At 65.6% G+C, this 22,891-nt stretch carries 25 protein-coding genes and 1 tRNA gene; 13 read left to right on the plus strand and 13 right to left on the minus strand.

All coding sequences use genetic code 11. The features are described 5' to 3' along the window. Positions 1-7: 7 nt before the first annotated feature. On the minus strand, positions 8-697 hold the full coding sequence (locus tag ACSQ12_RS11185; RefSeq protein ID WP_436066988.1) for a TetR/AcrR family transcriptional regulator: 690 nt from the start codon (positions 695-697) through the stop codon (positions 8-10). A gap of 123 nt (positions 698-820) precedes the next feature. Between ACSQ12_RS11185 and ACSQ12_RS11190 the strand changes: the two genes are divergently transcribed. Genes ACSQ12_RS11190 through ACSQ12_RS11200 form a run of 3 tightly spaced genes read left to right on the plus strand, consistent with a single transcriptional unit; the run spans position 821 to position 4,450 of the window. Continuing rightward, complete coding sequence (locus ACSQ12_RS11190) at positions 821-2,191, plus strand: acetyl-CoA C-acetyltransferase (RefSeq protein ID WP_436065449.1); 1,371 nt, start codon at positions 821-823, stop codon at positions 2,189-2,191. A gap of 10 nt (positions 2,192-2,201) precedes the next feature. Further along, positions 2,202-3,542, plus strand: a complete 1,341-nt coding sequence (locus tag ACSQ12_RS11195) for a 3-oxoacyl-ACP reductase (RefSeq protein ID WP_436065450.1) — start codon at positions 2,202-2,204, stop codon at positions 3,540-3,542. Then, positions 3,539-4,450: a MaoC family dehydratase gene (locus tag ACSQ12_RS11200; RefSeq protein WP_436065451.1), complete on the plus strand. Its 912-nt coding sequence runs from the start codon at positions 3,539-3,541 to the stop codon at positions 4,448-4,450. The genes ACSQ12_RS11195 and ACSQ12_RS11200 overlap by 4 nt, the downstream gene beginning before the upstream one ends. Before the next feature lie 95 nt (positions 4,451-4,545). Here the strand turns inward: ACSQ12_RS11200 and ACSQ12_RS11205 are convergent, their stop codons facing one another. From ACSQ12_RS11205 to ACSQ12_RS11225, 5 genes are read right to left on the minus strand one after another with little or no spacing between them, the layout of a single operon-like run. Beyond that, positions 4,546-5,667 (minus strand): FUSC family protein, encoded by a 1,122-nt coding sequence (locus ACSQ12_RS11205; RefSeq protein WP_436065452.1) that lies wholly within the window; start codon positions 5,665-5,667, stop codon positions 4,546-4,548. 47 nt (positions 5,668-5,714) lie between these two features. Next, a complete protein-coding gene (locus ACSQ12_RS11210) occupies positions 5,715-6,854 on the minus strand; it encodes a serine hydrolase domain-containing protein (RefSeq protein ID WP_436065453.1) in 1,140 nt (379 codons plus the stop codon). 36 nt (positions 6,855-6,890) lie between these two features. Further along, positions 6,891-7,973, minus strand: coding sequence for a glutathione S-transferase family protein (locus ACSQ12_RS11215; RefSeq protein WP_436065454.1), 1,083 nt, complete (start codon positions 7,971-7,973; stop codon positions 6,891-6,893). A gap of 9 nt (positions 7,974-7,982) precedes the next feature. Then, the gene (locus tag ACSQ12_RS11220; RefSeq protein ID WP_209744698.1) at positions 7,983-8,732 is read right to left on the minus strand and encodes a M50 family metallopeptidase; all 750 of its coding nucleotides are present in this window, start codon (positions 8,730-8,732) and stop codon (positions 7,983-7,985) included. Then, positions 8,729-9,094, minus strand: coding sequence for a TraR/DksA family transcriptional regulator (locus tag ACSQ12_RS11225; RefSeq protein WP_436065455.1), 366 nt, complete (start codon positions 9,092-9,094; stop codon positions 8,729-8,731). Before ACSQ12_RS11225 ends, ACSQ12_RS11220 begins: the two co-directional genes overlap by 4 nt. A gap of 169 nt (positions 9,095-9,263) precedes the next feature. Here ACSQ12_RS11225 and ACSQ12_RS11230 point away from each other — a divergent pair, with 169 nt between their 5' ends. Both ACSQ12_RS11230 and malQ read left to right on the plus strand, forming a co-directional pair. Beyond that, positions 9,264-9,791, plus strand: a complete 528-nt coding sequence (locus ACSQ12_RS11230) for a hemerythrin domain-containing protein (RefSeq protein WP_436065456.1) — start codon at positions 9,264-9,266, stop codon at positions 9,789-9,791. A gap of 70 nt (positions 9,792-9,861) precedes the next feature. Next, positions 9,862-12,015 carry a 4-alpha-glucanotransferase gene (malQ, locus tag ACSQ12_RS11235; RefSeq protein WP_436065457.1) on the plus strand — a complete coding sequence of 718 codons (2,154 nt, stop codon included), beginning with the start codon at positions 9,862-9,864 and terminating at the stop codon, positions 12,013-12,015. Between the two features lie 59 nt (positions 12,016-12,074). Here malQ and ACSQ12_RS11240 read toward each other — a convergent pair whose 3' ends face one another. From ACSQ12_RS11240 to ACSQ12_RS11255, 4 genes are all read right to left on the minus strand, one after another. Beyond that, positions 12,075-12,968: an HNH endonuclease gene (locus ACSQ12_RS11240; RefSeq protein WP_436065458.1), complete on the minus strand. Its 894-nt coding sequence runs from the start codon at positions 12,966-12,968 to the stop codon at positions 12,075-12,077. A 58-nt stretch (positions 12,969-13,026) separates the two neighbouring features. Continuing rightward, complete coding sequence (locus tag ACSQ12_RS11245) at positions 13,027-13,398, minus strand: STAS/SEC14 domain-containing protein (RefSeq protein WP_436065459.1); 372 nt, start codon at positions 13,396-13,398, stop codon at positions 13,027-13,029. Between the two features lie 144 nt (positions 13,399-13,542). Beyond that, positions 13,543-14,742 (minus strand): L-2-hydroxyglutarate oxidase, encoded by a 1,200-nt coding sequence (gene lhgO / locus ACSQ12_RS11250; RefSeq protein WP_436065460.1) that lies wholly within the window; start codon positions 14,740-14,742, stop codon positions 13,543-13,545. Positions 14,743-14,787: 45 nt separating this feature from the next. Further along, complete coding sequence (locus tag ACSQ12_RS11255; RefSeq protein ID WP_436065461.1) at positions 14,788-16,092, minus strand: class I SAM-dependent methyltransferase; 1,305 nt, start codon at positions 16,090-16,092, stop codon at positions 14,788-14,790. A gap of 231 nt (positions 16,093-16,323) precedes the next feature. Here ACSQ12_RS11255 and ACSQ12_RS11260 point away from each other — a divergent pair, with 231 nt between their 5' ends. Beyond that, positions 16,324-16,506: a hypothetical protein gene (locus ACSQ12_RS11260; RefSeq protein WP_436065462.1), complete on the plus strand. Its 183-nt coding sequence runs from the start codon at positions 16,324-16,326 to the stop codon at positions 16,504-16,506. A gap of 92 nt (positions 16,507-16,598) precedes the next feature. On the opposite strand, the gene ACSQ12_RS11265 is transcribed toward ACSQ12_RS11260, so the two are convergent. After that, positions 16,599-16,790 carry a hypothetical protein gene (locus ACSQ12_RS11265; RefSeq protein WP_209744677.1) on the minus strand — a complete coding sequence of 64 codons (192 nt, stop codon included), beginning with the start codon at positions 16,788-16,790 and terminating at the stop codon, positions 16,599-16,601. Continuing rightward, positions 16,787-17,260, minus strand: coding sequence for a hypothetical protein (locus ACSQ12_RS11270; RefSeq protein ID WP_436065463.1), 474 nt, complete (start codon positions 17,258-17,260; stop codon positions 16,787-16,789). Before ACSQ12_RS11270 ends, ACSQ12_RS11265 begins: the two co-directional genes overlap by 4 nt. 113 nt (positions 17,261-17,373) lie before the next feature. Between ACSQ12_RS11270 and ACSQ12_RS11275 the strand changes: the two genes are divergently transcribed. The 6 genes from ACSQ12_RS11275 to ACSQ12_RS11300 all read left to right on the plus strand — a co-directional run bounded on the left by ACSQ12_RS11275 (position 17,374) and on the right by ACSQ12_RS11300 (position 21,195). Then, complete coding sequence (locus ACSQ12_RS11275; protein ID WP_436065464.1) at positions 17,374-17,946, plus strand: hypothetical protein; 573 nt, start codon at positions 17,374-17,376, stop codon at positions 17,944-17,946. Between the two features lie 128 nt (positions 17,947-18,074). Next, complete coding sequence (locus tag ACSQ12_RS11280) at positions 18,075-18,815, plus strand: HNH endonuclease family protein (RefSeq protein ID WP_436065465.1); 741 nt, start codon at positions 18,075-18,077, stop codon at positions 18,813-18,815. A 113-nt stretch (positions 18,816-18,928) separates the two neighbouring features. Beyond that, positions 18,929-19,999, plus strand: coding sequence for a hypothetical protein (locus ACSQ12_RS11285; RefSeq protein WP_436065466.1), 1,071 nt, complete (start codon positions 18,929-18,931; stop codon positions 19,997-19,999). Positions 20,000-20,036: 37 nt separating this feature from the next. Then, positions 20,037-20,501: a hypothetical protein gene (locus ACSQ12_RS11290; RefSeq protein WP_436065467.1), complete on the plus strand. Its 465-nt coding sequence runs from the start codon at positions 20,037-20,039 to the stop codon at positions 20,499-20,501. Continuing rightward, the gene (locus ACSQ12_RS11295) at positions 20,501-20,737 is read left to right on the plus strand and encodes a helix-turn-helix domain-containing protein (RefSeq protein WP_436065468.1); all 237 of its coding nucleotides are present in this window, start codon (positions 20,501-20,503) and stop codon (positions 20,735-20,737) included. The genes ACSQ12_RS11290 and ACSQ12_RS11295 overlap by 1 nt, the downstream gene beginning before the upstream one ends. 47 nt (positions 20,738-20,784) lie before the next feature. Continuing rightward, on the plus strand, positions 20,785-21,195 hold the full coding sequence (locus tag ACSQ12_RS11300; RefSeq protein WP_436065469.1) for a hypothetical protein: 411 nt from the start codon (positions 20,785-20,787) through the stop codon (positions 21,193-21,195). Between the two features lie 107 nt (positions 21,196-21,302). Here the strand turns inward: ACSQ12_RS11300 and ACSQ12_RS11305 are convergent. Continuing rightward, a tRNA-Leu gene (locus ACSQ12_RS11305) sits at positions 21,303-21,385 on the minus strand. Positions 21,386-21,550: 165 nt separating this feature from the next. Between ACSQ12_RS11305 and ACSQ12_RS11310 the strand changes: the two genes are divergently transcribed. Continuing rightward, positions 21,551-22,855 (plus strand): M20/M25/M40 family metallo-hydrolase, encoded by a 1,305-nt coding sequence (locus ACSQ12_RS11310; protein ID WP_436065470.1) that lies wholly within the window; start codon positions 21,551-21,553, stop codon positions 22,853-22,855. Positions 22,856-22,891 lie beyond the last annotated feature (36 nt).

The raw sequence follows: 22,891 nt of genomic DNA on the forward strand, positions 1-22,891 counted from the left end.
CAATTCACTAAGGGTTTGGATTGTGAGGGTCCAGGTTCTCCAGCTCCGGGGCAATCCCGACGCACAGCCAGGCGGTGATCTGGCGGGCCATGGTTTCCTGGTCCGGTTTGCCGGGCGACTCCGGCGTGGCTAGCCACTGTTCACCGGCGTTCCTTACGAGCCCGATCGCCGCGGTGGGCCAGTAGCCGATCACGGCTTCCTTGCCGGCGCCCAGGTGGGCGCGCATGGGCCGGGCGATCATGTCACGGACCTCTTCGAAGAAATGGCCGAGCGCGCCCGTCGCCGCCATGCCCCCGGTGGTTGTTGCGGGTTCTCCTGCCGAGTACGCGGTGACGAATGTGTAGACGTGGGGGCTGGTCTCCGCCATTTGAAGGTAGGCGGACACCATGGCCAGAAGCCCCTCCCGTGGCGTCTGGGCGCCCTGGGCGGCCTCCTGGATGCGGCGTTGCATCTGGCTTATCACCACCTCGCCGACAGCCTGCTGCAGCCCGGCCTTGTCGCCGAAGTAGCGGTAGAACACGGACTTGGACGTGCCGGCGGCGGCAGCGATGTCCTCCATGGAAGCGTCGCTGCCCAGTGCATGGACCGCCTTCCGCGCGGACTTGATGAGTTCGCGACGGCGTTCTTCCCTGTGTGACTGCCAGCGGGCGGCGCGCCCGTCGATTGCGGAGCCGCTTGCGGCGGAAGTGTCCGGAATGCCGGGGCCAGGGGAGTTGCCGCCGCTGGAAACGTCAGGGTCAGCAGGAAGGATGTTCACGATACCCAGCGTATCAGGTACGCTGGGTATCGGTAATCAGCGTTAAGCAAAAGGAGACAGCACATGTCCTTTAACGGACAGTCCGCCACCGGACCAGAGGAATCACCCACAGACCCGGCAGCCACACACGGCGCAGGCTCGCTGCGCAAAGCCGTGGTGGTGGGCGGAAACCGGATTCCGTTTGCCCGGACCGGCGGCGCGTATACCAAGTCCTCCAACCAGGACATGCTGACCGCCGCGTTGGACGGCCTGATTGCGCGTTTCGGCCTTGCGGATGAACGGATCGGCGAAGTTGCCGCCGGCGCCGTCCTTAAACACTCGCGTGACTTCAACCTCACCCGCGAGGCAGTGCTGGGCTCGGCCCTCTCCGCTGAAACCCCTGCCTACGATCTCCAGCAGGCGTGTGCCACGGGACTGGAGACGGTCCTTGGCCTTGCCAACAAGATCAAGCTGGGACAGATTGACTCGGCCATTGCCGGTGGAGTCGACTCCGCGTCCGATGCGCCCATCGCTGTGAGTGAGGGCCTGCGAGAGGTCCTGCTGGACCTCAGCCGCGCCAAGACCCTGCCCCAGCGCCTTAAGGTCCTGGGCCGCCTTCGCCCCAAGGACCTCGCACCCGACGCGCCCAATACGGGGGAGCCCCGGACGGGCCTTTCCATGGGTGAACACCAGGCCCTCACCACGGCGCAGTGGAAGATTACCCGTGAGGCCCAGGATGAGTTGGCCTACAACAGCCACCGCAACCTCGCGGCCGCTTATGATGCCGGCTTCTTCGACGACCTGCTCACGCCGTACCGCGGACTGAACCGGGACTCGAATCTGCGCGCCGACACAACACTTGAAAAACTGTCCACGCTCAAGCCCGTCTTCGGTAAGAACCTGGGCGCCGAGGCAACCATGACAGCCGGCAACTCCACCCCGCTCACTGATGGCGCGTCCACCGTGCTGCTCGCTTCGGAGGAGTGGGCGGACGCCCACGAACTTCCCAAGCTCGCGACGGTCGTGGACGGCGAGGCGGCCGCCGTCGACTTCGTCCACGGGAAGGACGGACTGCTGATGGCGCCGGCTTTCGCAGTGCCCCGCCTGCTGGCCCGCAACGGACTGACCCTGGATGACATCGACTTCTTCGAGATCCATGAAGCATTTGCCGGCACAGTCCTCAGCACCCTGGCCGCCTGGGAAGACGAAGAATTCGGCCGGACACGCCTTGGCCTGGACGGCGCGCTGGGCAGCATCGACCGGTCCAAGCTGAACGTGAACGGTTCCTCGCTGGCAGCGGGGCACCCCTTTGCCGCGACCGGAGGGAGGATCGTGGCCACACTGGCCAAGATGCTTCACGACAAGGGCCCGGTGGACGGCCGACCGGCCCGCGGCCTGATTTCCATTTGCGCTGCCGGCGGCCAAGGGGTCGTCGCCATTCTTGAAGCATCCTAGGGAGGCCGGAGTGACGGACAAGTACACACAACTCGTATCCCGTGGCATCGGTAAGGACCTTGCCAGGAAGCTTGGCTTGCCGCAGCCGGTGGTGCTCAGGCGCTACCAGCCGGGGCAGCCCCTTGTTACGGGGCCGATCCTGGTCCAGGGCTCCAGCGACGGCGCTGACGAACTCGCGGCCGCCCTCCTTTCCTGGGACCTCGACGTCCGGAGGCATGCGGTGCCCCGGGAAAAGCTGGGTGCCATCATCCTGGTGCTGGATGAGCTGGCCCACCCTGAAGAACTTGAAAGGCCGGTCCTCTCGGCGGCAGCGTCCGTCCGGGATCTGGCACCAAATGCCCGCGTCATAACGGTGTCACGCACACCGGGGAGCGCGCCGGGGCCCGCTTCCGCAGCAGCGCGCCAGGGTGTTGACGGCCTGCTGCGATCCCTGGCCAAGGAGCTGCGTGCCGGCGCCACCGCCAACGGCATCGTTCTGGCAGACGGGGTGGCCACCACGAGTCCCAGCTCCCTCGGAGCCCTGCGCTTCTTCCTGTCCGGCCGGTCAGCCTTTGTCGACGGCCAGTCCCTCACCGTCACCTCCGGGGAAGGGCAGCTTCCCGCCGACACCGAAAAGCCGCTTGCCGGTAAGGTGGCCGTCGTGACCGGGGCCGCACGCGGCATCGGGGCGGCCATCGCCCGCACGCTCCACCGTGACGGTGCCACCCTGGTGGTCGTCGACATCCCCGCAGCCGGAGACCACCTCGCCGCCGTAGCAAACGCGGTCCGCGGGACTGCGCTGCAGCTGGACATCAGCCGGGAGGACGCCGGGCAGCGGATCATCGAGCATGCGGTGGGCAGGCACGGGCGCCTGGACATCGTGATCCATAACGCGGGAATCACCCGGGACAAGCTCCTCGCCAACATGGACCAGGGCCGCTGGAGTTCGGTCCTTGCGGTGAACATCGCAGCCCAGTTGCGCATCAATGAGGCACTGCTGGCGTCCGAGCACTTCCGCGACTCCCCGCGGATCGTGTCGGTCGCCTCCACCAGCGGTATTGCCGGCAACCGCGGCCAAACGAATTATGCGGCCTCCAAGGGCGGCGTCATTGGAATGGTGCGCGCCACGGCACCCCTTCTCGCGGAGCACCATGGATCCATCAACGCCGTGGCGCCTGGCTTCATTGAAACCGAGATGACGGCCCGGATCCCCTTCGCAACGCGGGAGGTAGCCCGGCGCTTGAACTCCCTTCAGCAGGGAGGGCAACCCGGCGATGTTGCAGAAGCCATCGCCTTCCTTGCCAGCGACGCCGCGGGCGGCATCACCGGCGAGGTGCTGCGGGTGTGCGGCCAGAACCTGGTGGGCGCATGACCGGTGCCCAGCCCGTAATACTCGGGGACATGCCGTCGCTGTCCAAGCTCTACGTCAATGCCGCGGCCACCGCAGCCAGGCGCCGGGTGCTCGGTACCGACGCGGGGATCTCGCTTCCGCCCTGCGGACACGAGGTCAGGGGAGTGGTGGCCGAGGTGGACAACCTCACCGCTTTCCAGCACCTGGTGGGTGAGACTGCCAGCGATACCCTGCCTGCCGGCTTCATTCACGCCCTGGCCTTTCCGGTATCGATGAGTGTGATGAACCGTGACGATTTCCCACTGCCGCTGCTGGGAATGGTGCACCTGAAAAACAAGGTGGAACAGCACGGAACCATCCTGTTCACTGAGGCGCTGGACATTACGTCCTGGGCCGAGAACCTGCGCGGCCACCGCGCCGGCACGCAGGTTGACATCGTCGCGGAGGTCCGGCGGACCGGGAACTCCAGGGTCATCTGGAAGGGAACGTCCACGTATCTGGCCAAAGGTGTGTTCCTGCCGGGCATCGACAAGCCTTCGGCCCCGGCCCCGCCGGCAACGTTCTCGGCGCCAGACCCTACGGCATTGTGGCAGCTGGGTGTTGACACTGGCAGGGCTTATGCAGCCGTATCCGGCGACTTCAACCCGATTCACCTCAGCGTCCTCTCGGCGAAAGCCCTGGGCATGCGGCGTTCCATAGCGCACGGCATGTACCTCGCCTCGCGGGCACTGGCGGATGTGGGCGCTGTGAAAGGGGATGCCTTCAGCTGGGAGGTTGCCTTCGAAGCGCCGGTGTTCCTGCCGGCGCGCGTGGCGCTGGACATCAGTTCGGTCCATTCCCCTTCGGGGACCTGGCAGCACTCCGACTACGCCGCGTGGAATCCGCGGTCCGGCCGGAGGCACTTCAGCGGGAGCGTAACGGCGCTCTAGCCGCGCCAAGCAAAGTAACGGAAATCACGACGCCGGAGGTCACCTCCCGGGGTGCTCCGGCGTCGTGGCTTCTTCCGGTTCGGGTCGGGCTCGGGTCAGGACTGACCGGCCGTGACCACCCTGAGAATGCGGTGCAGGTTCAGTACGATTGATTCGGCGGCGCTCGGCGCATCCGGGTTGACGTCATCGGATGCCATCCGGTCAGCCAAGGCGTCCACGGCAGCAGTTGCGGCCGCGATCAGTTCGCTTTGCCGGTCAGGGTGCTCGTCTTCCATGGACCTGAGGACCTCGCTGACCGCGGCCAACGCATCAGCCAGCGGCTCGCTGTAGGGAAGCGGAATGACGAAGGGAACGTCCTCGTCCCAAATGACATCTGCCAGCACTTCTGTCATGTCCTGGATATGGAAAGTCACCCTTTCGAGGCCCCTGAGGTCCTTGAAGTCCCGGTCCAGATCGTGCGGGTGGAGCCGGCGCCGCGGATTGACCTGCCTGCTCGCGTCGGCCTTCTGGACGGCGGCCCGGACGGCACGGGCCGATTTCGCGAGCTCTTCCGACCGCACGGCCCAGTCCTCGTGCTCGGGCGGCCAGGTTTCCCTCATCGCCTCGCCCATGTCCGAGAGCTGCTTGGCGAGCGCCCACCGGAGTTCGGCGAGGCTGAGGGCGGCGGCCTTGAAATGCAGGGGCGGGAAAACCAGCATGTTGACGGTGATGCCCACCACGACTCCTACGCCCATCTGCAGGAGGTAGCCGAAGGAGAAGTCGTCCGGGTTGTTGCCACCCACCAGGAGGACCAGGAGCGCCGCCGTCGGAATCCAGTCACGCCCGGCTCCAAGCCGCGGCAGCCCTGCGAGCAGGACACCCAACCCCATGACGATCGCCACCGTCACCGGCGAAGGGTCGGTGACGCTCACCAGCAGGAAGGCCAGGCCAATGCCGATCCCGAGCCCCACAAGCGTCTGCACGCCTTGCTTCATGGAGCCCGACACGTTCTCGTACATCGCCACGAGGGCACCGAGCGGGGCGTAGTAGGGATACTGGGCTGCGGCACCCGGCATCAGGGGTGCAATAAGGAAGGCCAGGCCTGCGGCGAGTCCTGCCTTGGCGGCCAACTGCAGGCGGGGACCCGCAACTGCTACGGCCACGCTGTCCGTCACGGACTGCCGTATCTTTCCTACCCGCGACGGGGCGGCCTCGTCCTGCTGTTTTGTATTTGCCATTTGGCCCCACCATAAAGGTGCATGCCACATGCTACAAATGGACAAACCTACTCACGGGTAACGCCGGCCGGCAACGCCTGCGCGCTGGAAGCTGCAGCCTGCCGTGCCGCGTGTGCCAGCCGGTGGGCGCGGCCGGGGGTTCTGCCTTCCTCCTGCGTCCCCGGAATGTAGCCGAAAGCGAGGTCGTAGCCGGGGTCCGCGAAGCCCAACGCGGCATTGGCACCCTCGTGGCCGAACGCCCGATGGCTGCCAAAGTTCCGGCTGGGGTGCGGCTTCATGAAGACCACCGCGAAGGCGTTGTCGAGTCCGGAGGTGCGGTCCAGTCCCCATACCTGCTCTTCGGACATGGTCCGGATGGTTTCCGGTGACAGGAACGCCGGACCGCCGTCAACGCCCGTAGTGGCTGCGGCATACAGCCGGGCGAGGCCTTCTGCTGATCCCACACCTCCGGCGCTGCTCATGCCGTGCTTACGAATGACCCGGTGGTTGGGAAGTTCCATGACTGTGCTCACCGCAGCGTTGCCGTTGAGCCCCTCAAATCCCAGCGGGTCCAGCCACGGCTGGCCGGGATCGACGCCGAACAGCACGTTCCGATAGCGGGGCTCCTGGTCCTCGGGCAGCCCCAGGAAGAAGTCGATGCCGAACGGCTGCCGGATGCGGGAGCCGTACAACTCCTGCAGGGTGCTGCCGGAGACGCGGCGGCAGAGTTCCTCCATGATGATGCCGATGGTGAGGGCGTGGTATCCGAACGTGGTACCGGGACGCCACAGCGGTGCCGTGGCGGCGAGCTTCCGCGCTGCGTCAGCCGTCGTGAATTCACTGAGCGCCAGGCCGCCTTCCACGCCCAGCAGCGCTGCCCGGTGGGAGAGCGCCTGCCGTACGGTGATCTCCCCTTTTCCGTGGGCGGCGAACTCGGGCCAGTAGTGAGCCGTGGTCCGGTCAAGGTCCAGCAGTCCGTCCTGGACCAGGAGGGCGATGACGAAGGCGGCCACGCCTTTGGAACAGGAGTAGGCGCCCGTGATCGAATCCTTCGCCAGGTGGGGTCCGCCGCTAAGGTCCACCACTTTGGTGCCCGCACGGTAGACGGAGACCTGGGCGCTGTACAGCGGGTCGTTCCTGAGGAACGAATCAAACAGGTCCCTGACCGCTTGGAATTCGGGCGCGGCAAAACCGGACGAAAGTGGCATGGGACAACACTAGCGGCGTGCGGTTGACGGCGGCGATCAGCCTGCGCCGTGTCCCGCGGCAACTTCCTCGCCGCTGCGGACGGGACCGGGTGCGGTGCCGTCTCCGAAGGGGCGGCCCCCCAGTGACTCACGGCCGTGCGCGGTCAGCCAACCGGAGAGGTCCGGCCCCTGCGGAACGATCCCGGTGGGGTTGATGTCCTCGTGGACGATGTAGTAGTGCTGCTTGATCTGCACGAAATCGATGGTGTCGCCGAAGCCGGGCGTCTGGAAAAGATCCCGGGCATAGGCCCACAGCGCGGGCATCTCGCTCAATTTTTGCCGGTTGCACTTGAAATGGCCGTGGTAGACGGCGTCGAACCGGACCAGCGTGGTGAACAGCCGCACGTCGGCTTCCGTAATGGTGTCTCCCACGAGGTACCGCTGGCCGGTGAGGCGCTCCTCAAGCCAGTCCAGGGCGGTCCAGAGGCGGGTGTACGCAGCGTTGTAGGCGTCCTGTGAACCGGCGAAACCGCAGCGGTAGACACCGTTGTTCACTTCGGTAAACACCCTTTTGTTTACTTCGTCGATCTCCTCCCGGAGGTGGGCAGGATAGAGCTCAGGAGCACCGGGCCGGTGGAACGCCGTCCACTCCGTGGAGAAGTCCAGCGTGATCTGCGGGAAATTGTTGGTGACCACGCCGCCTGACCGTAGGTCGACGATCGCGGGTACGGTGATTCCCCGGGGATAGCCGGGGAACCTCCGGAAATAAGCGTCCCGGATCCGTTCGATGCCGAGGACCGTGTCAACACCGCCCGGGTCCAGGTCGAAGGTCCAGGACCGGGCGTCATGGGTGGGCCCGGGCTGCCCAAGGGATATGGCATCCTCAAGACCCAGCAGCCTGCGGACGATGACAGTCCTGTTGGCCCAGGGGCAGGCGCGGGCTGCGATGAGGCGGTAACGTCCCGCCTCCGCCGGCCAGCCGGGTTCCCCGTTGCGGCCCGGCTCGCCGTCTCTCGTGATCCGGTCCTCGATGTAGTTGGTGTCCCGGGTGAATTCCTCACCTCCGGTCACGTAGGACCCCCTGGTGCTGAACCCTGGATCGGAGGAATGGTCGGCGGCGGGGCGGGAATCGGAAGTCATGGTTACACCCTATTGGCTGCCGCCCGGTGCCAGCACGTGTGCCATGGGCTGCCAGGCCACCCACCAGGAACCGCAAACGACGGCCGCGAAGAGGAGGATCCAGATGACGGCGGGCACCGAGGTGGCCCGGTAGAGGAGATGTGCGTCCGACGTGGACAGCCTGTCCCGACGCCGCAAGTGGACATTCGAGAGCTTCGCCAGATCACGTACGGCAGCGACCAGCAGCGCGAGGCCCAGTGCAATGACCACGTGGCCGGTGAACCGGGGCGGGACGAAGAGAACAAGGAGTGAGCAGCCCAGGACCGCTGCAAAGGTGATGAGCAACCCCATGGCGTTGCGGATGAAGAGGAACGAGCCCAGCAGGATCAGCGTGCCGACGGACATGGCAGCCGGTCCCCAGCCGGTGAATCCGGACCACACCATGGCGGCTCCTACAACGCCCGGCACGGGGTAGCCCCAGAACGTGGACCAGACTGCCGGGAAGCGGCCCCTGCTGTACGTGGTGGTGGTCCCGGAATGGTCCAGGCTCAGCCTGATGCCGCCAAGGCGCTGTCCGGTCATGAGGGCAGCAAATGCATGCCCCAGCTCGTGGGTGACGGTGGCCAGCAGCCCGAAATAGCGCCAGGAAGCCCGGGGGAGGGACAGTGCTGTTGCGAGCACGATGACTATCAGCAGTTCGGTCGCCGTCACCTCAGGGGCCGGCGACTGCGAGAATCCCGAAACAATCCTTTGCCACAGCGAGCCTGCAACATCCGTCATGGCTTTGTCCATGTCTTGCCACGTGCGTGATTGATGCAATACGGCGTCCAGGGGCGGGCTTCCAGCCTGCCTTCGGCAATGGGCTCGCGGCAGATTTCACAGTATCCGTAACTGCCGTCCGCGATCCGGGCCAGAGCCGCCTCGACCTGCACCAGGGTGGCACTGCTCTGCTGCAGCAACGCGGCGGCCTGTGAGAGCTCAAAAGCGATAGTCGAACCTTCGGGATCATGTTCATCGTCAACATTAGAGTTTTGGCGAGCGGCGTTCGCGGAGGTGATGTCCTCGCGAAGGGCCGGCAGTAACAGCGCTTTCCGGGCGCGCTCCGATTCCAGCAGGATCCTGAACCTCTCGAAGTCGACCATAGTTTCCAAGGCTAGCCCGCCACAGGGGCCGAGCCTAAAGAGTGGTCGGGCCCAAAGACCCGGTGCCGCCGGCCCGGGCGGCCGTAGAGTGAAAGTGCGTTAAGCCAGTCCATGCCCGGTGTGGGGCCGCCCGCCGGACAGCGTGCGCGCAAAGAGCAAGGGAGGCACCATGAACCATGTGTCGAAGAAGAACTCCGCCGCGGAGGCCGAAGCGATGGAGGCGGTGGAACGTCATCACGCGAACATGCTCAGACGCCTCACGGCGCTCGCGGATGCGGTGACGGGTTCCGTGGAGAAGCATGACGCCTCGGCGGAGCATGACGCACACGAAGTGCTGCTGGAATGGTGCGAGAACGAACTGGTGCCCCATGCGCTCGCCGAAGAAGGCCCCTCGTACAGCGGGCCGCGGAATTCCGCCGAGGGTAGGCTCCTGGTTGAAGGCATGCTGGCAGAGCACCAGGTGATCGTCGCCCTGGTGGAGGAGCTTCGTGGCGCGCGGGGCGTGGCCGCCGCTGTAGCCGCCGGCGCCATTCAACGCATCTTTGCCCTGCACCTGGACAAAGAGAACCGGCTTCTCATGCCGTTTGTGGCGGCGTCGCCCGGGCTGTCGCTGGCCGAAGCCGTGTCCGGGCTGCACGAACTGGTGGGCGAAGGGCACACACATCCGGGGGGAAGCGGGCATGGTCAACACGCCTGACGAGGGTTGGGAAGAAAACGGGTGCGGTTGCTGCCGGTGCCGTAGCCCGGTGAACCCATAGAGTAGGGCCATGGCGGATGGAACGGAACAGGACCACACAGGAACAACAGACGAGCTGCTCCGCAAGCTGGCGGCAGTCCGCGGCGTAAGCACGTCTTTCCGCGGCTGGGACGGTATGGAACATCCCGTCGCGGCCGGCACGCTGCACAGCGTGCTGGCCGCGCTGGGGGACCGGACCGGGACACCGGAGGAGCTCCAAAGCGCCCTTCGCGACGCGGACCTGGCGCCGTGGCGGCGGCTGCTGCCGCCGTCGGTCGTTTCCAGGGAGGGCCGGGAAATCCACGTTTCTGTCCATGTCCCGCACGGGACGCCGGTCAGTGTGTGGGCGGTGACGGAGGACGGCAACCGCGTGGACGCCGAGCAGCGCGACAACTGGGAAGATCCGCAGGAGGTGAACGGAGTCCTCACAGGCCGGGCGGCTTTCGCCCTTGGCGGCGATTTGCCCCTGGGCTGGCATACGCTCTACGCCGACGCTGCCGGGGAAGTAGGGGAATGTGCGCTGATCGTTACACCGGAGCGTCTGGGGACCAGCCGACGTCTGGAGTCCGAGCGCCACTGGGGCCTCACGGCCCAGCTGTATTCGGTCCGCTCGTCCCGTTCATGGGGCATCGGGGATTTCTCCGACCTCGTAGACCTGGCAGCGATTGCAGGAAAGGACGGTGCGGGTTTCGTCCTCGTGAACCCCCTGCACGCCGGGGAGCCCCGTCCACCCATCGAAGATTCACCGTATCTGCCCACCACCCGCCGTTTCTTCAACCCGCTCTACATCCGCGTCGAGGACGTGCCCGAGTATGCATATCTGGACCCGGCGTCCAGGGCCGGCATCGAAGACAACGCGGACCTGCTGCACGCCGCCAACACGGCGGACGGCCTCCTGGACAGAAACGCCAGCTATCAAGCCAAACTCCGGGCGCTTGAGCTCATCTTCAAAGTGCGTCGCAGCCCCGGCAGGGTCCGCATGTTCGACAACTTCTGCGAGGCGGAAGGCAAGGGCCTGGACGACTTCGCCCTCTGGTGCACGCTCGCGGAGCGGCTTCCACCGACGGCGCCCGAATGGTCCGGCGAGGCTTCGTCACCGGACACCCCGTACTGCGACACCATAAGGGAAGCGCATGCGGAGCGGCTGGAGTTCTACCGCTGGATGCAGTGGATCTGCGATGAGCAGCTGGCCACCGCCCAGCGAACAGCTAAGGAATGCGGAATGGCCATCGGTATCGTCCATGATCTGGCCGTGGGCGTTAAGACAGCCGGGGCCGATGCCTGGATGCTTCGCGGCGTACTCGCCCAGGGCGTCACTGTCGGCGCCCCGCCGGACGTCTTCAACCAGCAGGGACAGAACTGGACCCAGCCGCCATGGCACCCCGGACAGTTGGCGGCGGCAGGCTACAAGCCGTACCGGGACATGCTCAGGACAGTACTCCGACACGCGGGCGGCATCCGCGTTGACCACATACTGGGCCTTTTCCGCCTGTGGTGGATTCCGGAAGGCGCGGGCCCGGACCAGGGCACATACGTGTACTACGACCATGAAGCCCTCATCGGCATCCTGGCCCTTGAGGCCCAGCGGGCCGGTGCGACTGTCGTCGGCGAGGACCTTGGCGTGTTCGAACCCTGGGTCCGTGACTACCTCACGGACCGGGGCATCCTCGGCACATCCATCCTGTGGTTCGAACACAATGAAGCGGGCCCGCTGCCGCCCGAAGAATATCGCCAGCAGTGTCTGACCAGCGTCAACACTCATGACCTGCCCCCGACGGCTGGTTATCTCGCGGGGGAGCATGTCACGCTTCGCGAATCGCTGGGCCTGCTCCTGCGCCCGGTCGAAGAGGAACGGGCGGAGGCGGCAGCGGAGCAGGAGGCCGTGCTGGCCCTGGTCCGCGAACGGGGGCTGCTAGAGGATTCGTCGGCGGACGTTCAGCGCACGGTCGAGGCGCTGTACGCCTTCACCGCCCTGACGCCGTCCGCCCTGTTGGGTGTTGCCCTCGTGGACGCCGTCGGGGAGACGCGCACGCAGAACCAGCCCGGAACGGACGCGGAGCACCCGAATTGGCGAATTCCGCTCGCGGGGCCCGAGGGGCCGGTACTGATTGACGACCTGCCGGATAACGCCCGGTTCAATTCGTTGGTCGGGGTGGTCCGGGATGCGTTGAAGCCGTCCGGTTAAGTGCTTCTCCCGCGGATTTCCACGTCCGGCCAGGCGGGTGTTCGTCATCGGGCCCGGGGTTATGACCCGGTATCCGGCCCGGGACGAGTTTCCGCGGGACCGAGGATCCGGAGTGCCTCCTGGTGCGACTCAAGTTCCCCAGGGCTCACCGGCCGACCCTGCATAAAGCCTGCGCCGGCCAGCATCCGGCGCAGTTCCGGGAGCGTTCGCGGGGTAGTCACGCCGAGGTGCGCCATGGCGTGACAGTTTGGACACAGGGGCACCAGATCCGTCACCGGATCCAGCCGGTAGCTGCTGTCCAGGAGCGAAACCGGCGCGGTGTGGTGCACGTCGATAAAGTCGATGCCGGCGTCTCCATAGGCGATTTCGAAGGAAAAGCCGCAGGCCGCACAACTCGTTCCGTAGTGCGCGATGCAGGCACGTCTGGCCTCCGGATTTCGTTCGTACCGGTTCACCTCGACCTTGCTGACGGCCCACGCGGGGTAGGTCCCCGGCACCGGCAACGTGGACCCGGGGAGTGGCGGCGGTCCTTCGAGGCGCCAGAGGTCACGGATGCGGGCCTGCGCGGACGGCTCAAGGGCCTGCCCGTTGCGCACCCTGTTCCAGCGCAGCTCCGGAAGGGCGCCACTCAGCATTTCCTGCCCGATCTGGTCGCCCAGGGGCAGGAGCGAGTCGAATGTGACCATCACGGAAGGGGAGGGCGTCCCGCCGGCGGCTGCGGCAGACGGCGCAGCCCAGGACTGCGCGCGGATCACCACGCCGTGCCCGAGCAGGCCGGGCCCGTGCTTTCCCTTAAGCAGCAGCCACGCGTCCCCGTTGGCGGGAACGCCGGCCGAGCGGCTAAATTGCCACTCGCCGTGAGCTTGGCCCGCGTCACTGACCTGCTCGACGACGGACGTGTAGTTCCAGTCGTTCCAGCGGTCCGGGTTCCACACCAGGAAGATGGCTGTCATGCGCCCATTCTCTCAGGGCAATGGCAGGACAGACCCGCCGGTTCTCTGACGGGACAGGTCATCCGTTGATGGTTCGAAGCCACTTCAGTGCTTCGTCCTCGTCCGTGAAGTATTCACTCGGGCAGGCCGGCAACGGCAGCCCGAGTAGTCCATGGGCGATGACGCGGTCCACTGGGGTACTGCCCAGGATGGCGAAGGCACTGACAGTGGCTGCAGCGCTGTAGACACTGATCGCTTCCCGGCTGACTGAGCCCACACCTGTGATGTCCAGCAGCACCCCGCCGCGGGCGCCCCCGGTCAAGGCCAGCAGCTGTTCCCGGGTGCGGATTCCGTCCTCTTCCGTGACCCGGGCGCCGGGCCGCAGCGTGATGCGCGATACTCCCTCGCGAAGGTGGCCCACGCAGACGTTGGCCTCGGTGTTGTTTGTCATTGGTTCCCCCGGGCGGGGCAGTACTCAACGCAGCCGGGCGGCTGCAATTTTCCCCGGCACTTCAGGGCCGGGAAACCTGCCCCGGCGTCAATCTAACGGGACCCGGCGTCATTGTCCATCAACCACGCAGGTCCCTTCAGGACGTCATCTGCGGGGGAAGACATGATGCTCCAGCACATGGTCCGCGATCGCCATCGCGGAGGTCGCTGCCGGGGAGGGTGCGTTCCGCAGGAGGGTCACCGGTCCCATCTCCTCGATCGCGAAGTCGTCGAGGAGGCTCCCGTCCAGTGACCATGCTTGCGCGCGGACGCCGGCGGCAGTCTTCGCCGTCAGGTCGTCCACGTGAAGTTCGGGGATGAACCTGCGTGCCTGCCGGAAATACAGCGGCTTGATCAGGGAGGCGGCGATCTCCTGCGCGCCCATCCGCCAGTGTTTCCGCGCCAGCGCCAGGGCGCCGGGCCACATGATCGACGCAGCAGTGTCCTTGAAGGACACGTTGCTCCAGCGATAGCCCTCCCGGGCCAGGGCAGGCACGGCGTTTGGGCCCACATGGATGGTGTCGTAGACGCCGCGGGTGAAGTGGACGCCCAGGAAGGGGAAGCGGGGATCAGGCACCGGGTAAATCATGCCCCTGACAAAGTGTTGTTTCGCGGCTGACAGGTCCCAGTACTCTCCGCGGAAGGGCAGGATTTTGGGCGCCGGCGAAGCGCCCGCCAGCCCGGCAACGACGTCCGACTGTAGCCCGGCGCAGGCGATCAGTCGATCGAAGGTGAATTCGGCGTGGCTGGTGGTGACACGCACCTTGCCGCGTTCGGTCGTGACCGAGACGGCTTCGTGGCCCAGCATGATCTGCCCGCCGGCAGAACGGATATCCTCGGCCATGGACTCCGTGATGGCAGCAAAGTCGACGACGGCGGTATGCGGCGAGTGGAGTGCTGCCACGCCGGCGACGTGGGGTTCGACGTCGCGCATCGCATCGGCACCGAGGCGGCGCAGCCCGGGCACGCTGTTTGCGAGCGAGCGGCTTTCGATGTCTGCAAGGGCCGGAAGTTCATCCTCCGTAACGGCAACGACGAGCTTGCCCAGTTCCCGGTACGGCAGGTTCCTCTCCCGGCAGTAGTCCCGGGTAAGCACCCGGCCGCGTTGGCACAGCATGGCTTTTAGTGATCCCGGGGCGTAGTAGAGGCCTGCGTGCACCACGCCGGAGTTATGCCCCGTTTGGTGCGCGGCAACCCGCTGCTCCTTTTCCAGGACTGTGACGTCCGCCAGCCCGCGGCTGCTGAGGGCGCGTGCAATCGCGATTCCGACGATGCCGCCCCCAATAATGCCTATCTGTTCAGTCATTGGTCAGGCACTTCCGGCGGTCCGTCTTCAGCAGAGGCAGGATCATCACATCCATGCGTTCCGCCGCAGCGGGGGCTCGGTCCCGCCAGGGCGCTGTACGAGCACCTGGTTGACGCCGGTCAAGCCGTTCTCGAAGCCCAGCGCACTGGCGGCCATGTAAAGCCTCCACACACGTGCCCGCCCGGGGCTGCTGGCGCGCATGGCCTCATCCCAGTGCTCCTCCAGGTTACGCACCCAGGCGCGGAGGGTCAGGGCGTAGTGTCGCCGCAACGCCTCGACGTCGAGCACTTCGAATCCGCCGGACTCAAGCGCACCGATCATGTCCGCGAGGCTGAGCATTTCGCCGTCGGGGAAGACGTAACGGGGTATGAACGAATCCGGGTCCGGGCTCGTTGGGCCTGCGTTCCACGAGATGGCGTGGTTAAGCAGCCTGCCGCCGGGCCGCAGAAGGTCGTGGAGCCGGGAGACGTAACTGGAGATCTGCTCGCGGCCGACGTGTTCGGACATGCCGATCGAGCTGATCGCATCGAACGGCCCGTCGTCCACGTCGCGGTAGTCCTGGACCCGGATGTCCACGCGATCCGTCAGGCCGGCGTCGGCCACGCGCTTGCGGGCCAGCCCTGCCTGCTCGTTGGAAAGCGTTACGCCGACGACGTCGACGCCGAAGCGCTGGGCAGCGTGCAGCGCGAAGCTGCCCCAGCCGCAGCCGACGTCCAGTACACGCATGCCGGGCTGCAACCCCAGTTTGCGGCAGACAAGGTCGATTTTGGTTTCCTGGGCGGTTTCGAGGCTGTGGGCCTGGTCAGCATCTTTGTCAGTTTTGTCGTTCCACACAGCGCATGAGTAGACCATCGACGGGCCAAGAACCAGGGCGTAGAAATCGTTGCCCACGTCGTAGTGGTGCGAGATGGCTGCCGCGTCGCGGCCCTTCGAATGGCGCCGGCCCTGTCGATGCACCTTGGATTCTTCCGGCGGCGGAGCAGGATTCGGGCCGATCGCGCCGACCCGGATCGCGGTGCTGGTCAGGGTCCACATTTCCTTTGCGGTCAAAGGGGGAAAGGGCCCGGGCTCAGCGAACTTTCCCGCCGAGCTCAGCGCGGCGAAGCTGGCGAAAATGTCGCCCGGCGCGTCAATGTCCCCGGCGACATAGGCCCGGCTGAGGCCGAGCTGCCCGGGCGACCAAAGCATGCGGCGCAAGGCCCGTCGGGAACGGAATTCCATCACGGGGGCGTCGTCCGGGCCTGCCTCCGAGCCATCCCAGGCGCGCAACCTTAGCGGGATCCCTTCCGTACCGAGGACGACGGCCAGCGCTTCGGCCAGCCGTGCTGCCACACCCGTTGTCTTCGCCATGTACGTTGCCTCTCATCCGAACTGGAAGTGATGCCTGCCCTTTCCTCATCCCACGGTTGCGTGAGGGTCTCTGCCCGCCCCTCAAGCGCACCTGTAGTTGTTCAATCTATGATGCAACCCCCGCCGATGTCTTGGGCCGAACGACACCTCTCACTTTCCAGCACAAAAATGATCGACCTGCGTGCAAATTGAGAGGAGGATTAAAGGGCATTCACTATGAGGAGGTCAGTGATGTGCTATCCGTATAACAAGGAATTCCGGAGGGATACTCGGAAAGACGAGTCGCAGGAACCGGAAAAACAGCCCGAACCGCGGGTGGAGGCCAAGGACTTCAAGTTCTGGGCTTTCCCGCACCGGGAACGGAAGTTCACAGGCTCAGAACCGGTGGTTGACCGCACTCCCGAGAAGGTCTAGGCGAACCTGGGCCAAGCTAGGCAAAGGCCCCGCATGTGCGGGGCCTTTGGCTGGCCTGTGGTTTGCCGTTCCCCGGGTTTCCGGGCTTTAGCCTAGAGGTCTTCCTTGGAGAGTGCCTTGGTCTCAGCCGGAGTGGGGCGGCCCAATCGTTCGTCGAGCGCCACACGCAGCTTTGCTGCGGCAACCTGGACCCTGTGCTCGGAAGGGGTCAGCTGCCGGCCGCGGGACGTGGAGACGTGGCGGGGTGTCCGGGATTTCTTCTGCTCCGGTGTGCTGGTGCTCATGGCCTTCCCTCCTCCATTCGGTCGGTGCTCGTAGTTCCATTGTCGCCGATTGGTTCCCCGGAGTCCACGGCTTCGACGTCCTCGTCCCACGTTCCCTCGCCGCCGTTGGCCTCTGTCACCGATTGCCACGCGATGTCCAGCAGTTCAAGTTCCTCTTCACGGGCAAGGTCGCTCCGGGCCAGGACCGCAAGGGACGCCAGGCCGAGGGCTTTTGCATCCTCATCTGCCTCCAAGGCCTTGTCCAACGCCCACTGTGTGCGCTTCCACCACTCGGCGCGGTCGTCAGCCCGGGTTCTTTGCCTCAGGGCCTGAGCATCCGCGACGGCTTTTTGCCGCAGTGTCCGCCAGCCAATGAACGCGGCCAGGACGGCACCGGCCAGGACTGCCAGGGGGCCAAGAGCGGCAACGATCTGCCACCATTCGGCAGGGGCCGAAACTGCGGCTTCAAGCGGGACCGGGGACAACTTCACATAGTCAGCCTAGGCCTTGGCCTAGCGTGTGGCCGGCATTTGAACGGCCGCAGCAGCGAGTCTCCTGAGCCGGTGCACCGTTGACCGGTACCGTTGTTTCGGGGGTGCATGACATGGAGAGCAGCGTTACGGACCGGCTGTGGGACAAGGACGTGCAGGAGTTCATTTCTGCCTGCCGGCAGGAGAAACTAAGCGACATTGCGTTGGACCACAGACCCGGGGCCGACGGGCGGGCGCTGCTAACCGTCTCGGCCACTTACCGGTCCCGGAAAGGGCGCATCGTGCCCGTCGGTTACCGGTGGGCGGATTCACGGTCAGGCCTGGCCGCCGAGGTTTACGCCGGAAAGGCAAAGGCACCGGCGGGCGTGGAGCTTGACGGACTGTTCCGGGTCGCACTGAGGGCGGGCCTGTGGGCTGACCGGCGACACGTTGCCTTCGCGCTTCTGGCGGTCACTGACGTTCAGTCAAAGGCCGACGGCGTCAGCAGCCGTTTGCAGCTTGAGTACCTGAAGGTGCTTGGCGGCAAGGAACCGGATTTCGCAGTGACGTCGTTGTCGGGCCGGGATGACTCGCCCGAGGCTCCGGATCGAAAGACACTTCTTGCCCGAGCGCGCGAGCTGACGATGCAGACCCTCAACGACCTCGCCTACTTGTACGGCACGCGCACGGGGCAGGACGCGCCGTAGGCTCATGCCGGGGTGGGCACAGCGCGGCGATGTCGCCGGGTCCCTGGACAGCTGTGACCGGCACCATCGCTTGGCCTGCAGCCCCAGCGCTTGCCACGACGGTAGCCTGAGCTGCAACTTCCGCATCAATGAAGGACAAGACGATTCCACGCCGCAGTTCCAAAGCACTGACCCTTGTGACCGCTGTACTTCTGTTGGGGGGTGTTGCCGGTTGCGGGGCCGTGGAGTCGGCCGGGACTGCCGTCGCTGAAGCCGTCCGCAGAGCTGTCCCGTCCGTTGGCTCAGACAAGCCGGCCGGGAACCCGGCGGACGTTTCAGCTGCCATAGCCCGGCTTGCCGCCATTCCGGTGAAGGGGCGCGCGCCGAAAACCGGCTACAACCGTGAGCAGTTCGGCCCTGCCTGGGCTGACGTGGACCACAATGGCTGCGACACACGGAACGACATCCTCGCCCGCGACCTGACTGGAGAGACGTTTAAACCCGGCACGCACGACTGCGTTGTCGCCACCGGGACGCTGGCTGATAAGTACACGGGCAAGACGATCCGGTTCGTTCGCGGCGCCGACACCAGCTCGGCGGTCCAGATAGACCACATCATTCCGCTGTCGCTGGCTTGGCAGACCGGCGCCCAGCAGATCAGTGAAGAACAGCGAAAGCAGCTTGCCAACGATCCGTTGAACCTCATGGCGGCCGACGGTCCGGCAAACTCAGCCAAAGGTGACAAGGACGCGGCCACTTGGCTCCCGCCTAACAAGGCTTTCCGGTGCGAATACACGGCCCGGATGACCGCAGTGAAGGCCAAGTACAAGCTGTGGGTCACGCGGCCCGAACACGACGCGATCCAAGGCATCCTGGCCGCCTGCGCGTGATCCCGGGGATGCGCCGCCCGGTACTTTCGACTCTGGGGCGCAGCGCCCTCATGGCACCACACTGATGCCATGAGTGGTTGCCCCGGCGGCGGGCGGGCTCGGAAAGGAACCCCATGCCTGGTCCCCGCTCCCGGCCTACGCGAAGCGGCATAACGCTCCTGGCCATGCTGGCCCTGTTCCTCTCCGCGTGCGGTCAGCCCGGGGCCCGGAGCGGGCCGTCGTCGGGCCCACTGTCCGGCTCGCGCAGCCCGGCGTGCGAACTCGTTACCCCGGAGATTGCTGCGAAGGCAATACCCGGGCTTGTGCCTGTTGGCCAAAACACCCCCGACAGGCCGATGGGAAGCAAGGCCTACCTGTGCACTTATTCGAGCAAGTCCGCCACGGGTATGACGGCCCTGTCGGTGGCCCTCATATCTCCCGCATCAGCCGCCGACATCTCCAAGGCCAGGTCGACGTCGGACTGCTCACCTGTCACAGGCATCGGCGACTTTGCATGCCTGCAGTGGACGGGCTATTTCCGCGGGGAGGCCGGAGGCGCGTCCGCGAACGTTGTCCTGACGGCAGTACGGGGTAACGAGACCCTCGAGATGCCCTACGTGACCGGACCCCCCACGGCCGGGGGCGACGTCCCCGACGGCGATGCAATGGCCCGCGCGCTCTCGCAGGCGGCAGTGGACGCCGGCTGGGGCAACGGCACCGCACTTAGCGTCCCTGCGGCTCCGCCCGTGGGTCCGCCGGCCACGACGAACAACGCGGTCTGCGCCCTGATCAGTCCCGATCAGGTCAAGGAGGCATTCGGGGCGAAGACCCAGCCGCAGGTCCTCCCTCGCGACGTCAGTTGCCGGTACACGTTCGGCGACCTGGGCACCCCTGGCCCGGACTCGCTCATCTTCTCGATCGAAGTCCTGAAGGGCGCGGCTTCGGCCCTGGCCGGGCCCGGCATTCACGGCGAGCCGCTCGACGGCATCGGGGATAGGGCGTCCTTCACCATGAGCACCGAACCCGCCGGCCCGAAGTCCCTCCGTCCCGCCGGTGACGTGCCGATCACAAACCTGTCCGTCATGGTGGTCAGGGGCCAGAACCTCGCGACATTCAACGCGCAGGTCCTGATCTCCCCGACGGGGCCTTCGGCCGGGCAGACGAAGACTCAACTCATTAACCTCGTGCGCGGCGTCGAGTTCTAACCCGTTCCGTGGCGGGCCGGTCACACTGGAGTTGCCGGTGGCTGCAAGGGACCAGGCGGCCTCCGGGCTGGAACTGGAATCCACTGGGCGGTACACGTCGCTGGAAGCCACCGTTCCCCAGCTCCCGGTCGGGCCCGCCGAGCTCCTGGCCTGGGGAAGCGCGCTGACCCAGATTGGCGTCCTGGCCATCCTGGCCTTGGTGTTCGTGCTGGCGCACCGGCTTCGCAGCGCGACCCTCTTCACTGCAAAATCCGTAGGGGTGGTGGGCGCATGCGGGGCAGTCATCGCCGTGGCCGGCACTCTTGGGCAGATCCTCGACGGCTGGGCATTGAACCGGGTGGCGGAGATGATCGCTGCAAACGGGCGCACCCCGGGGGCGTCCTACGTTTTCTCAGCTGAGGTCAACCTTGCCCCCTTGATGCTTGGCCTGGTCATGGTGCTCGTTGCCGGGGTCTTTCAGTACGGCCGCCGCCTCCAGCTGGAGACCGAGGGACTGGTCTGATGCCGGCAGATGACGAGGCTTCGGATATTCACTGCCGCCTCGATGAGCTGCTCGAGGAGCGGGGGATGACCCTGACGGAGCTGAGTAAACAGGTCGGCGTGTCCTTGGTTAACCTGTCGGTGCTCAAGAACGACCGGGCGCGGGCAATCCGGTTTTCCACCCTGACGGCGATCTGCGACGCGCTGGATTGCCGGGTGGGGGACCTGCTGGCGACGAGCCGGGTATCCTCCGGCTAAGAGGTAGGCCGGGCCTCACGATTCCTGGGGGAAAGATGTCACGTGTATTGAAATTGGCTGTTGCCATGGCGCTGGTGCTGCTGATCGCCTCGTGCGCCAGGCCGTCCATCGAGAAGATGGGGAGGAGTGCCATCCGTGAAAAGGCCGCCGAGGGCAGAGACTGGTTTGTGAAGTTTACGGTAGCCACGGACGTCGGGAACAGGGCGCTGGTCGCCTCAAAGCTGAAAGGCCTGGGCGATCCTTACGCCTTCGGCTGGGACCCCGAGGGAGACTTCTTTACCGACCATTATTATCGCGAACACCTGACAACCAGCGGCGGCTGGTGGGGAGAGCAGCGCACCGTCAGCGCCTGCGTCCGGTTCGAGATGAATTTAGGATCGGTGATTTCGACATCCATCGACTGCCCTGATGAGCCGCGGTTCTCCGAGTACACGGATGAGTGGGTTGTCGTGGCGTGACAGCAGCTGGCTGTAAGCCACAGCTGCACCATGCGTTGATTCCCCTTCGCGTGTACGGAGAAAGAAAAAAACCCCAGGAATCCGTGGATTCCTGGGGTTTTCCCTTGTGCGCGGAGGGGGACTTGAACCCCCACCCCCTTTCGAGGACTAGCACCTCAAGCTAGCGCGTCTGCCATTCCGCCACCCGCGCAGGTGGTAATTCGGAGATCGTTTCCGCCTTTCAGCGTTTTGGATTTCTCCGAAGCAGCGAGAAAGACTCTAGCACGACTTTTCGGGAAACAAATAATCGAGGCTTGGAGGGGGCTTGTGGGTAGGCTGAAACCAACAATCACGCGGCCCCCACGAGGAGTGAAACATGACTGAAATACGCCCCGAGGACGAAGTTGTCAGGATCTGCCAGGAACTGATCCGGATCGACACTTCGAACTACGGCGACGGAACAGGTCCCGGGGAGCGCGCGGCTGCGGAATACACCGCCGGCCTCATCACGGAAGTGGGGCTGGACGCGGAGATTTTTGAATCGGCGCCGGGCCGGGCCAACGTCGTCACGCGAATTGCGGGGGAGGACCCCTCCGCGAGCGCCCTGGTGGTCCACGGACACCTGGACGTCGTGCCCGCCATCCGGGATCAGTGGTCGGTCGACCCTTTCGGAGCCGAACTCAAGGACGGCCTGATCTGGGGACGCGGAGCCGTGGACATGAAGGACATGGACGCCATGATCCTCGCTGTCATGCGGAACTTTGCCCGGACCGGACGCAAGCCCAAGCGGGACCTGATCTTTGCGTTCTTCGCCGACGAGGAGGCCGGCGGCACCTACGGCGCCCGTTACGCCGTCGAAAACCGGCGTGAACTCTTCGACGGCGCCACCGAGGCCATCTCGGAAGTCGGCGGCTTCTCCGCCACCATTGGCGGACAACGGACCTACCTCCTGCAGACTGCGGAAAAGGGGCTGTCGTGGCTGCGCCTGGTGGCCCACGGCCGCGCGGGTCACGGCTCGCAGATCAACACCGACAATGCCGTAACGCGCCTCGCCAGCGCCGTGTCCCGCATTGGCGAGTACCAGTGGCCGGTGGAACTGACGCCCACCACCAGGCAGTTCCTCGACGGCGTGACGGAACTCACGGGCGTGGAATTCGATCCTGACGATCCGGAGAAGCTCCTCAAAGAGCTCGGAACCGTTGCGCGGTTCGTGGGAGCCACACTTCAGAACACCACCAACCCCACCCTCCTCAAAGGCGGCTACAAGCACAACGTCATTCCCGAGTCGGCGGAGGCCCTGGTGGATTGCCGGACACTTCCGGGCCAGGAGCAGCAGGTACTGGAGATCGTCAAGGAGCTCGCAGGTACCGGCGTCGACGTTTCGTACGTACACAACGATGTGTCGCTCGAGGTGCCGTTTGCCGGGAACCTGGTGGACTCCATGATCGATGCCCTGCACTCCGAGGATCCAGGCGCCAAGGTCCTTCCCTACACCCTGTCCGGCGGCACGGACAACAAGTCCCTGAGCCGGCTGGGCATCACCGGGTACGGCTTCGCCCCGCTGCAACTCCCGGATGAGCTCGATTTCACCGGCATGTTCCACGGCGTGGACGAGCGGGTGCCCGCGGATTCCCTCAAGTTCGGGGCCAGGGTTCTGGACAGGCTCCTGACCAACTACTGAATCACTCCGTAGCCGACAGCCACAGCAGCCCCGAAA

This window comes from Arthrobacter sp. LjRoot14, assembly GCF_964253905.1.
Taxonomy (GTDB): domain Bacteria; phylum Actinomycetota; class Actinomycetes; order Actinomycetales; family Micrococcaceae; genus Arthrobacter.

Coding starts and splice junctions, on each gene's coding strand:
- ACSQ12_RS11230 (WP_436065456.1), top strand. CDS start 9,264: ATGAACCATGTGTCGAAGAAGAACTCCGCCGCGGAGGCCGAAGCGATG.
- ACSQ12_RS11285 (WP_436065466.1), top strand. CDS start 18,929: ATGCCTGGTCCCCGCTCCCGGCCTACGCGAAGCGGCATAACGCTCCTG.
- ACSQ12_RS11310 (WP_436065470.1), top strand. CDS start 21,551: ATGACTGAAATACGCCCCGAGGACGAAGTTGTCAGGATCTGCCAGGAA.
- ACSQ12_RS11255 (WP_436065461.1), bottom strand. CDS start 16,092: ATGGCGAAGACAACGGGTGTGGCAGCACGGCTGGCCGAAGCGCTGGCC.
- ACSQ12_RS11200 (WP_436065451.1), top strand. CDS start 3,539: ATGACCGGTGCCCAGCCCGTAATACTCGGGGACATGCCGTCGCTGTCC.
- ACSQ12_RS11295 (WP_436065468.1), top strand. CDS start 20,501: ATGCCGGCAGATGACGAGGCTTCGGATATTCACTGCCGCCTCGATGAG.
- ACSQ12_RS11215 (WP_436065454.1), bottom strand. CDS start 7,973: ATGACTTCCGATTCCCGCCCCGCCGCCGACCATTCCTCCGATCCAGGG.
- malQ (WP_436065457.1), top strand. CDS start 9,862: ATGGCGGATGGAACGGAACAGGACCACACAGGAACAACAGACGAGCTG.
- lhgO (WP_436065460.1), bottom strand. CDS start 14,742: ATGACTGAACAGATAGGCATTATTGGGGGCGGCATCGTCGGAATCGCG.
- ACSQ12_RS11220 (WP_209744698.1), bottom strand. CDS start 8,732: ATGACGGATGTTGCAGGCTCGCTGTGGCAAAGGATTGTTTCGGGATTC.
- ACSQ12_RS11260 (WP_436065462.1), top strand. CDS start 16,324: ATGTGCTATCCGTATAACAAGGAATTCCGGAGGGATACTCGGAAAGAC.
- ACSQ12_RS11210 (WP_436065453.1), bottom strand. CDS start 6,854: ATGCCACTTTCGTCCGGTTTTGCCGCGCCCGAATTCCAAGCGGTCAGG.
- ACSQ12_RS11275 (WP_436065464.1), top strand. CDS start 17,374: ATGGAGAGCAGCGTTACGGACCGGCTGTGGGACAAGGACGTGCAGGAG.
- ACSQ12_RS11240 (WP_436065458.1), bottom strand. CDS start 12,968: ATGACAGCCATCTTCCTGGTGTGGAACCCGGACCGCTGGAACGACTGG.
- ACSQ12_RS11245 (WP_436065459.1), bottom strand. CDS start 13,398: ATGACAAACAACACCGAGGCCAACGTCTGCGTGGGCCACCTTCGCGAG.
- ACSQ12_RS11265 (WP_209744677.1), bottom strand. CDS start 16,790: ATGAGCACCAGCACACCGGAGCAGAAGAAATCCCGGACACCCCGCCAC.
- ACSQ12_RS11205 (WP_436065452.1), bottom strand. CDS start 5,667: ATGGCAAATACAAAACAGCAGGACGAGGCCGCCCCGTCGCGGGTAGGA.
- ACSQ12_RS11225 (WP_436065455.1), bottom strand. CDS start 9,094: ATGGTCGACTTCGAGAGGTTCAGGATCCTGCTGGAATCGGAGCGCGCC.
- ACSQ12_RS11280 (WP_436065465.1), top strand. CDS start 18,075: ATGAAGGACAAGACGATTCCACGCCGCAGTTCCAAAGCACTGACCCTT.
- ACSQ12_RS11190 (WP_436065449.1), top strand. CDS start 821: ATGTCCTTTAACGGACAGTCCGCCACCGGACCAGAGGAATCACCCACA.